At 55.0% G+C, this 9,457-nt stretch carries 8 protein-coding genes; 4 read left to right on the top strand and 4 right to left on the bottom strand.

Going from position 1 to position 9,457, the window contains the following annotated elements; translation table 11 throughout:
- Positions 1–26: 26 nt before the first annotated feature.
- Positions 27–812: a zinc ABC transporter permease subunit ZnuB gene (gene znuB / locus INF68_RS01595; RefSeq protein WP_029741768.1), complete on the bottom strand. Its 786-nt coding sequence runs from the start codon at positions 810–812 to the stop codon at positions 27–29.
- On the bottom strand, positions 809–1,564 hold the full coding sequence (gene znuC / locus INF68_RS01590) for a zinc ABC transporter ATP-binding protein ZnuC (protein ID WP_126786411.1): 756 nt from the start codon (positions 1,562–1,564) through the stop codon (positions 809–811). The genes znuB and znuC overlap by 4 nt, the downstream gene beginning before the upstream one ends.
- A 77-nt stretch (positions 1,565–1,641) precedes the next feature.
- On the opposite strand from znuC, the gene znuA reads away from it, so the two are divergent.
- The 3 genes from znuA (at position 1,642) to lpxM (ending at position 5,015) form a co-directional block, all read left to right on the top strand.
- Positions 1,642–2,586 carry a zinc ABC transporter substrate-binding protein ZnuA gene (gene znuA, locus INF68_RS01585; RefSeq protein WP_045404493.1) on the top strand — a complete coding sequence of 315 codons (945 nt, stop codon included), beginning with the start codon at positions 1,642–1,644 and terminating at the stop codon, positions 2,584–2,586.
- Positions 2,587–2,601: 15 nt separating this feature from the next.
- Positions 2,602–3,921 carry a murein DD-endopeptidase MepM gene (mepM, locus tag INF68_RS01580; RefSeq protein ID WP_023312231.1) on the top strand — a complete coding sequence of 440 codons (1,320 nt, stop codon included), beginning with the start codon at positions 2,602–2,604 and terminating at the stop codon, positions 3,919–3,921.
- A gap of 122 nt (positions 3,922–4,043) precedes the next feature.
- Positions 4,044–5,015, top strand: coding sequence for a lauroyl-Kdo(2)-lipid IV(A) myristoyltransferase (gene lpxM / locus INF68_RS01575; protein WP_023312230.1), 972 nt, complete (start codon positions 4,044–4,046; stop codon positions 5,013–5,015).
- A 45-nt stretch (positions 5,016–5,060) separates the two neighbouring features.
- Here lpxM and pyk read toward each other — a convergent pair whose 3' ends face one another.
- Both pyk and INF68_RS01565 read right to left on the bottom strand, forming a co-directional pair.
- Entirely contained in the window at positions 5,061–6,503 is a 1,443-nt protein-coding gene (pyk, locus tag INF68_RS01570) for a pyruvate kinase (protein ID WP_008500455.1), read from the bottom strand.
- A gap of 140 nt (positions 6,504–6,643) precedes the next feature.
- A complete protein-coding gene (locus tag INF68_RS01565) occupies positions 6,644–7,513 on the bottom strand; it encodes a MurR/RpiR family transcriptional regulator (protein WP_023312229.1) in 870 nt (289 codons plus the stop codon).
- Between the two features lie 356 nt (positions 7,514–7,869).
- On the opposite strand from INF68_RS01565, the gene zwf reads away from it, so the two are divergent.
- A complete protein-coding gene (gene zwf, locus INF68_RS01560; RefSeq protein ID WP_023312228.1) occupies positions 7,870–9,345 on the top strand; it encodes a glucose-6-phosphate dehydrogenase in 1,476 nt (491 codons plus the stop codon).
- Positions 9,346–9,457: the final 112 nt, after the last annotated feature.

The raw sequence follows: 9,457 nt of genomic DNA, 5'->3' as shown, positions 1-9,457 counted from the left end.
CGGTGAGGGCTTCTGCGCCCGCCATGTTAATTCGCGGTCTTTTTCATCATACTGAAGATAAACAGCACCGCCGCACTCAGCACCACTGATGGCCCCGCAGGCGTGTCATAGAACGCCGAGAAGGTTAACCCACCCGTTACCGCAATCATTCCGATAATCACGGCTACGCCAGCCATCTGCTCCGGCGTACGGGCAAAGCGACGCGCCGTGGCGGCAGGGATGATCAGCAGCGACGTAATAATCAGCGCGCCGACAAACTTCATTGCGACACCAATCGTTAACGCCGTCACCAGCATCAGCAGCAGTTTTACGCGCTGCAGCTTCACGCCGTCGACAAATGCCAGATCAGGACTGACGGTCATGGCCAGTAAATTCCGCCACTGCCAGAGCAGAATAGCGAGCACTACCACCACGCCAACGGCGATAGCGATGAGATCTTCCGGCGTCACGGCCAGCAGGTCGCCGAAGAGGTAGGCCATCAGATCCACGCGGATGTTCGACATCAGGCTGACCACCACCAGGCCCAGAGACAGGGCACTGTGCGCCATAATGCCAAGCAGCGTATCAATGGCGAGGTGAGGGCGCTTTTCCAGCCAGACCAGACCGGCGGCCAGCAGCAGCGTGACCACAATCACCGCGTAGAAGGGGTTGACATCCAGCAGCAGACCAAAGGCAACGCCCAGCAGAGACGCGTGCGCCAGGGTATCGCCAAAATAGGACATTCTGCGCCAGACAACAAACGAGCCGAGTGGACCCGCGGCGCAGGCAAGCATAATCCCGGCCAGCCAGCCGGGCAGTAACAGTTCAATCATGAGTGTCCATTTCCCCGACGCAGTACGATTCGTCCCTGTAGATCATGGCGATGATTATGATGATGACGGTAAATACCCAGCTGTTCAGCGCCGCGGGGGCCGAACATGGAGATAAACTCCGGATGCATTGACACCACTTCAGGCGTACCGGAACAGCAGATATGGTGGTTGAGACACAGCACTTCGTCGGTTTTTGCCATCACCAGATGCAGGTCGTGAGACACCATCAGCACGGCGCAATCAAGCTCCCGACGTAGCTGGTCGATCAAATCATAAAGCGCAACCTGACCATTCACATCCACACCCTGAGTTGGTTCATCCAGTACCAGCAGCTGCGGGCTGCTCAGCAGCGCGCGGGCAAGTAAAACACGCTGAGTTTCACCGCCGGACAGTTTTTGCAGCGGCGCATCGACAAGATGGCCCGCCTGCACGCGTTTCAGCGCCGGGAGAATATCGGCTTTACGGGTGCCGGGGCGCAGACGCAGGAAACGGCTGACCGTCAGCGGCAGCGTGGCGTCGAGGTGAAGTTTTTGCGGCACATAGCCAATACGCAATTTTTCCTCGCGCTTAATTACGCCGTCATCGGGGGCGACCAGACCCAGCACCACGCGCACCAGGGTGGATTTGCCTGCGCCATTGGGGCCGAGCAGCGTCAGAATTTTGCCGGGCTTCAGATCGAGCGACACGTCAGAGAGGACGCGGCGCTGCCCGAATGAGACCGAAATATTTTCAAGAGAAACCAATGTCGTCATGTCATTTTAAGCTTGAAGAAGTCAACGAATGTTATAATATCACATTCCACGCATTCACTACGATGATTAGTCGCATTATGTTACATAAAAATACGCTTCTTTTCGCAGCATTATCCGCTGCCCTTTGGGGTACAACCGCACAAGATGTTAACGCTGCGGTTGTCGCTTCGCTTAAACCACTCGGTTTCATCGCGTCCGCCATTGCAGACGGGGTAACGGAAACCCAGGTTCTGCTCCCTGATGGTGCATCCGAGCATGACTATTCCCTGCGCCCGTCGGATGTAAAACGCTTACAAAACGCGGACTTAGTCGTCTGGATTGGTCCGGAAATGGAAGCGTTTATGCAAAAGTCAGCAAAACAGGTTGCTGGCGAAAAACAGGTCGCGATTGCCGAACTCTCCGGGGTGAAACCGTTGCTCATGAAAGGGGCGGATGACGACGGCGACGAACATGATCATCATGCCGCAGACGGCGAAAAAGGTGATGGAGATCACCATCACGGCGAGTACAACATGCATCTTTGGTTATCCCCAGAGATAGCGCGGCTTTCAGCGGTTGCAATCCATGACAAATTAGTGGAACTTATGCCGCAAAGTCGAGCCAAACTAGACGCCAACCTGAAGGATTTTGAGGCACAATTAGCCGCAACCGATAAGCAGGTTGGTAATGAGCTCGCACCGTTGAAAGGTAAAGGGTATTTCGTTTTTCATGACGCCTACGGCTATTACGAAAAACACTACGGTTTGACCCCACTGGGCCACTTCACCGTCAACCCTGAAATTCAGCCTGGTGCGCAGCGTTTACATGAAATCAGAACACAGTTGGTTGAGCAAAAAGCGACATGCGTTTTTGCTGAGCCACAGTTCAGGCCAGCGGTCGTAGAAGCCGTGGCCAGGGGAACATCCGTGCGCATGGGAACCCTTGACCCGCTAGGTACGAATATCCAGTTGAGCAAAGCGAGCTATTCGCAGTTCCTCAGCCAACTGGCGAACCAGTATGCGAGCTGCCTGAAAGGAGATTAACGAGGAAGTGAATACGTGCAACAGATAGCCCGCTCTGTCGCCCTGGCATTTAACAATCTGCCACGACCCCACCGCGTTATGCTGGGGTCGCTTACAGTTCTCACCTTAGCGGTCGCCGTCTGGCGGCCCTATGTTTACCACCCGAGTTCTGCCCCTATCATTAAAACCATTGAGCTTGAAAAGAGCGAAATCCGTTCTTTGCTGCCTGAAGCCAGTGAGCCTATCGACCAGGCGGCTCAGGAAGATGAAGCTATCCCGCAGGATGAGCTGGACGATAAAACCGAGAACGAGGCGGGTATCCACGAATATGTTGTCTCTACCGGAGACACGCTGAGCAGCGTGCTTAACCAGTACGGCATCGACATGGGCAATATCAGCCAGCTGGCGGCTGCGGATAAAGATCTTCGCAACCTGAAAATCGGACAACAGCTCTCCTGGACTTTAACGGCGGATGGCGATCTCCAGCGTCTGACCTGGGAAATGTCCCGCCGCGAAACCCGCACCTACGATCGCACTGCAAACGGTTTCAAGATGACCAGCGAAATGCAGAAGGGTGACTGGGTTAACAGCGTTCTGAAAGGCACCGTGGGCGCGAGCTTTGTCTCCAGCGCGCGCGATGCAGGCCTGACCAGCGCTGAAATCAGCTCGGTGATCAAAGCCATGCAGTGGCAGATGGATTTCCGCAAGCTGAAGAAGGGCGATGAGTTCTCCGTCCTGATGTCTCGCGAAATGCTGGACGGCAAGCGCGAGCAAAGCCAGCTGCTGGGCGTACGTCTGCGCTCCGAGGGCAAAGATTACTACGCGATTCGTGCCGAAGACGGTAAGTTCTATGACCGTACCGGTACGGGCCTTGCAAAAGGCTTCCTGCGCTTCCCGACGGCAAAACAGTTCCGCGTCTCCTCTAACTTTAACCCGCGTCGTCTGAACCCGGTAACCGGGCGCGTTGCGCCGCACCGTGGCGTTGACTTTGCCATGCCGCAGGGCACGCCGGTACTGGCGGTTGGAGATGGTGAAGTGGTGGTGGCCAAGCGTAGCGGTGCCGCCGGATATTATGTCGCGGTACGTCATGGCCGCACTTATACGACCCGCTACATGCACCTGCGTAAGCTGCTGGTCAAACCGGGCCAGAAGGTGAAGCGTGGTGACCGTATCGCGATCTCCGGCAATACCGGGCGCTCTACCGGCCCGCACCTGCACTATGAAGTGTGGATCAACCAACAGGCCGTGAACCCGCTGACGGCGAAACTGCCGCGCACCGAAGGCCTGACAGGTAAAGATCGCACTGATTATCTGGCGCAGGTGAAAGAGGTGATGCCGCAGCTGAGCTTAAACTAAGCCCTCTGTTTTTGTTAAAAAAGCCGGCGCACACTGACGCCGGCTTTTTCTTTTGTGCGTGGACGACTGCCTCGCTACACTATCTGAATAAAATTTTTGCGTCATCAGACCCTGGATCCAGCATGGAAACCAAAAAAAACAACATTGAATATATTCCTGAGTTTGAAAAATCCTTCCGACATCCGCGCAACTGGGGTGCCTGGCTTGGTGTTTACGCCTTTGCGGGGATGGCGATGCTGCCTGCCTCTGTTCGCGATCCCGTTCTCGGTAAAATTGGCCGTCTGGCCGGGCGTTTAGGCAAGAGCGCCCGCCGCCGCGCGCAGATCAACCTTTACTACTGTTTTCCTGAGAAAAGCGACGCCGAGCGCGAGGCAATCATTGATGAGATGTATACCACCGCCCCGCAGGCAATGGCGATGATGGCTGAACTGGCGCTGAAAGGGCCGGATAAAATCGTCGATCGCGTTGACTGGAAAGGGCTGGACATCATCGAGGAGATGCGCCGCAATGACGAGAAAGTCATTTTCCTTGTCCCCCACGGCTGGGGTGTTGATATTCCGGCGATGCTGATGGCGTCTCAGGGCCAGAAAATGGCGGCGATGTTCCATAACCAGGGAAATAAAATCTACGATTTTGTCTGGAATACGGTGCGCCGTCGTTTTGGCGGACGTTTGCATGCGCGTAACGATGGCATTAAGCCCTTCATTCAGTCGGTGCGTCAGGGGTACTGGGGCTATTATTTGCCGGATCAGGACCACGGTCCCGAGCACAGCGAGTTTGTCGATTTCTTTGCGACCTATAAAGCGACGCTCCCCGCGATTGGCCGCCTGATGAAAGTCTGTCGTGCCCGAGTGATCCCGCTGTTCCCGGTCTATGACGGGAAAACGCATCGCTTGAGTATTGAGGTTCGTCCGCCGATGGATGATCTGCTGACCGCTGACGACCACACGATCGCGCGTCGAATGAACGAAGAGGTGGAAATCCTGGTGGGGCCGCATGCCGAACAGTACACGTGGATCCTGAAGCTGCTTAAAACGCGGAAACCGGGTGAAACAGAGCCCTATAAACGCAAAGAGCTTTATCCGAGGAAATAAAAAAAGCCCTCTCCAGATGGAGAGGGCTTTTTAACACAGACGTTATTACTCGACGGTCATAACGCGCGTGGTGTTGGTTGAGCCGATGGTGCTCATCACGTCGCCCTGGGTCACAATGACGATATCACCGGACACCAGATAGCCTTTGTCGCGCAGCAGGTTTACGGCATCGTGCGCCGCAGCTACGCCGTCATTGGTGCTGTCGAAGTGAACCGGCGTCACGCCGCGGTACAGCGCGGTCAGGTTCAGCGTACGTTCATGACGGGACATGGCGAAGATCGGCAGACCAGAGCTGATACGAGAGGTCATCAGCGCGGTGCGGCCAGATTCGGTCATGGTGATGATCGCGGTAACGCCCTTCAGATGGTTTGCCGCGTACATCGCAGACATCGCTATCGCTTCTTCCACGTTGTCGAACTGCACGTCCAGACGGTGTTTAGAAACGTTGATGCTTGGGATCTTTTCAGCGCCCAGGCAGACGCGCGCCATGGCGGCCACGGTTTCTGCCGGATACTGGCCTGCAGCGGTTTCCGCAGAGAGCATCACCGCATCGGTACCGTCCAGCACGGCGTTAGCCACGTCCATAACTTCTGCACGGGTTGGCATAGGGTTGGTGATCATCGATTCCATCATCTGAGTGGCGGTGATCACCGCGCGGTTCAGCTGACGTGCGCGACGGATCAGCGCTTTCTGGATCCCTACCAGCTCAGGGTCGCCAATTTCCACGCCCAGGTCTCCACGCGCAACCATCACCACGTCGGACGCGAGGATCACATCGTCCATGGCATCCTGATCGCAAACGGCTTCCGCGCGTTCAACTTTCGCGACGATTTTAGCATCGCAGCCTGCATCACGAGCCAGGCGACGCGCATAGTTCAGATCTTCGCCGCAGCGCGGGAAGGAGACCGCCAGGTAGTCAACGCCGATCAGCGCAGCCGTCACGATGTCCGCTTTGTCTTTATCGGTAAGCGCTTCTGCAGAGAGGCCGCCGCCCAGTTTGTTGATGCCTTTATTGTTGGAAAGCGGGCCGCCGACGGTGACTTCGGTGAACACTTTCATGCCCTGAACTTCCAGCACCTTAAGCTGTACGCGACCGTCGTCGAGCAGCAGGATATCGCCTGGCACAACGTCAGCCGGCAGGCCTTTATAGTCGATACCGACTTTCTCTTTATCGCCTTCGCCTTTGCCCAGGTTGGCATCCAGCAGGAATTTGTCGCCGATATTGAGGAAAACTTTACCCTCTTTAAAGGTCGATACGCGGATTTTTGGACCCTGCAAATCGCCGAGGATAGCAACGTGGCGGCCCAGTTTGGCTGCGATTTCACGCACTTTATCGGCACGTAACTTATGGTCTTCTGGCGTACCGTGAGAGAAGTTCATACGCACCACGTTGGCGCCGGCAGCGATAATTTTCTCAAGATTATTATCGCGATCGGTGGCCGGGCCTAAGGTGGTTACGATCTTGGTTCTGCGAAGCCTTCTGGACATGTAATACTCCGTTGACTGAAACAACTTTGGTGTTGCGTGAACATTGAATCGGCCTTCATCTGCTGCAAGGCAGCAGAGAGTGGACCGAATGCCGTAAATCGTTACATCGTAATTATTGGTTACGTCTTCGTTATCAACTATCAGGGAACATCGCTCTTTATAAGCAATTCTTTATCAAAACGCGATTCCTTCAGCGCTTCCTTGACCCGCTTCAAGTTATCCCGGAATTTTGCGCCCCGACGCAAGGTAAAACCGGTTGCCAGCACGTCAATCACGGTAAGCTGCGCCAGTCGGGAAACCATCGGCATATAAATGTCGGTGTCTTCCGGCACGTCGAGGGTGATCGCCAGCGTCGCCTCACGCGCCAGCGGCGTGCCTGCCGTGGTGAGGGCAATCACCATGGCATCGTTTTCACGGGCCAGCTGTGCCAGCTCTACCTGACTCTTGGTGCGGCCGGTGTGCGAAATCAGTACCACGACGTCATCTTCACTGCAATTCATACAGCTCATGCGTTGCAGCACAATGTCATCGGAATAAATAACCGGGACGTTAAAGCGGAAAAATTTGTTCATGGCGTCATGCGCCACGGCTGCCGACGACCCGAGACCAAAGAACGCAATCCGCTTGGCCTGGGTGAGCAAATCCACCGCGCGATTCACGGAACTCATGTCCAGAGACTGGCGCACGTGGTCGAGCGAAGCCATGGCCGATTCAAAAATTTTCGCGGTATAGGCATCAACGCTGTCGTCTTCATCCACATTACGATTAACATATGGGGTGCCGTTAGCCAGACTTTGTGCCAGATGCAGTTTAAAATCAGGAAAGCCGCGCGTTTCCAGGCTACGGCAAAAGCGATTGACCGTGGGTTCGCTAACACCCGCTTCCTGTGCCAGAGCGGCGATGCTTGAATGAATCGCCTGAGCGGGAGAGGCGAGAATGACCTCGGCCACTTTTCGCTCGGATTTGCTAAGGTGTTCCAGTTGAAACTGGATTTTTTCCAGCATGTTCATGTTAACAGGATGCTCATGGGTGTAAACGATTTCATAAATTGATGAAATCGTGATTCGATTTAGCCGATATTACCCCTGTGGCTTCCATTAAGGGTAACAATCGACAAGATAATGTTGTTGTTTTTTTTCATTACTTGATCGGTGTCGGGTTTTGCTGTGACCCTGTTGCGCAAAGAAACGGCGGTTGTTGCGTCATTACGCCGTCGTAATCACCCAGATGGTGAAAAATCGCGGTATCGCACGCGACGATAAGCGCTAATGGTTTCGGGAATGACGTAAAAGCAGTACAGTGCATTGTAATAAAATTACAACGATACCTGGCAGAAGTACCAGGTGATCCAACTGAGGAGAATGACATGGCGGTAACGCAAACAGCCCAGGCATGTGACCTGGTCATTTTCGGCGCGAAAGGCGACCTTGCACGCCGAAAATTGCTGCCTTCCCTGTATCAACTGGAGAAAGCGGGCCAAATTCATCCGGATACCCGTATCCTGGGTGTCGGGCGCGCCGACTGGGACAAGGACGCTTATACCAAAGTCGTCCGCGAGGCGCTCGAAACTTTCATGAAAGAAAAAATTGATGAAAGTTTGTGGGATACCCTGAGTGGACGCCTCGATTTCTGCAACCTGGACGTCAACGACGTCAGCGCGTTTACCCGCTTAGGCGCGATGCTGGATCAGAAAAACCGTGTCACCATTAACTATTTCGCCATGCCGCCAAGCACCTTCGGCGCCATCTGCAAAGGTCTGGGCGAAGCCAAACTGAACGCCAAACCGGCGCGCGTCGTGATGGAGAAGCCGCTGGGTACGTCGCTGGCAACCTCGCGTGAAATCAACGACCAGGTGGGCGAGTTCTTTGAAGAGTGCCAGGTCTACCGCATTGACCACTATCTCGGTAAAGAGACGGTTCTGAACCTGCTGGCGCTGCGTTTCGCTAACTCCCTGTTTGTGAATAACTGGGACAACCGCACTATCGACCACGTGGAAATCACCGTGGCGGAAGAGGTGGGGATTGAAGGTCGCTGGGGTTACTTTGACCAGGCCGGCCAGATGCGCGACATGATCCAGAACCACCTGCTGCAAATTCTGTGCATGATTGCCATGTCTCCACCGTCTGACCTGACGGCTGACAGCATCCGTGACGCAAAAGTGAAAGTGCTGAAGTCACTGCGCCGCATCGACCGCTCCAACGTGCGTGAGAAGACCGTCCGCGGTCAGTACACCGCCGGGTTTGCGCAAGGCAAAAAAGTGCCGGGCTACCTGGAAGAAGAGGGCGCGAACAAGTCCAGCAACACCGAGACGTTCGTGGCGATCCGCGTGGATATCGACGACTGGCGCTGGGCGGGCGTTCCGTTCTACCTGCGCACCGGTAAACGTCTGCCGGCCAAATGTTCCGAAGTGGTTGTTTACTTCAAAAACCCGGAACTGAACCTGTTCAAAGAGTCCTGGCAGGAACTGCCGCAGAACAAGCTGACCATTCGTCTGCAGCCGGACGAAGGGGTGGATATCCAGATCCTGAACAAAGTGCCGGGGCTGGATCATAAACACAACCTGCAGACCACCAAGCTGGATCTGAGCTACTCCGAAACCTTCAACCAGACGCACCTGGCCGATGCTTACGAGCGTCTGCTGCTGGAAACCATGCGCGGTATCCAGGCGCTGTTCGTGCGTCGCGACGAAGTGGAAGAGGCGTGGAAATGGGTCGACTCCATCACCGAAGCCTGGGCTGCCGATCAGGATGCGCCAAAACCGTATCAGGCGGGTACATGGGGACCTGTCGCGTCGGTGGCGATGATCACCCGCGATGGCCGCTCCTGGAACGAGTTTGAGTAAGATAATCCTCTAGCTCGAAAGTGTTATTTTACCGGTAACATGATCTAACACAGCTAGTGGCACAATTTTCAACTTTTAAGCTCCGCGTGGATTCACCCGCGGAGCTTTTTTT

The organism is Enterobacter cloacae complex sp. P16RS2, from assembly GCF_014982155.1.
In the GTDB taxonomy this organism is placed as follows: Bacteria; Pseudomonadota; Gammaproteobacteria; order Enterobacterales; family Enterobacteriaceae; genus Enterobacter; species Enterobacter cloacae_M.
The sequence above is the reverse complement of the archived record's forward strand: the minus strand, read 5'-3'. Positions and strand labels throughout refer to the sequence as shown.

What these genes read in the sequence shown, in the direction of transcription:
- znuB (WP_029741768.1), bottom strand. Translation starts at nt 812, where the DNA reads ATGATTGAACTGTTACTGCCCGGCTGGCTGGCCGGGATTATGCTTGCC.
- znuC (WP_126786411.1), bottom strand. Translation starts at nt 1,564, where the DNA reads ATGACGACATTGGTTTCTCTTGAAAATATTTCGGTCTCATTCGGGCAG.
- znuA (WP_045404493.1), top strand. Translation starts at nt 1,642, where the DNA reads ATGTTACATAAAAATACGCTTCTTTTCGCAGCATTATCCGCTGCCCTT.
- lpxM (WP_023312230.1), top strand. Translation starts at nt 4,044, where the DNA reads ATGGAAACCAAAAAAAACAACATTGAATATATTCCTGAGTTTGAAAAA.
- pyk (WP_008500455.1), bottom strand. Translation starts at nt 6,503, where the DNA reads ATGTCCAGAAGGCTTCGCAGAACCAAGATCGTAACCACCTTAGGCCCG.
- INF68_RS01565 (WP_023312229.1), bottom strand. Translation starts at nt 7,513, where the DNA reads ATGAACATGCTGGAAAAAATCCAGTTTCAACTGGAACACCTTAGCAAA.
- zwf (WP_023312228.1), top strand. Translation starts at nt 7,870, where the DNA reads ATGGCGGTAACGCAAACAGCCCAGGCATGTGACCTGGTCATTTTCGGC.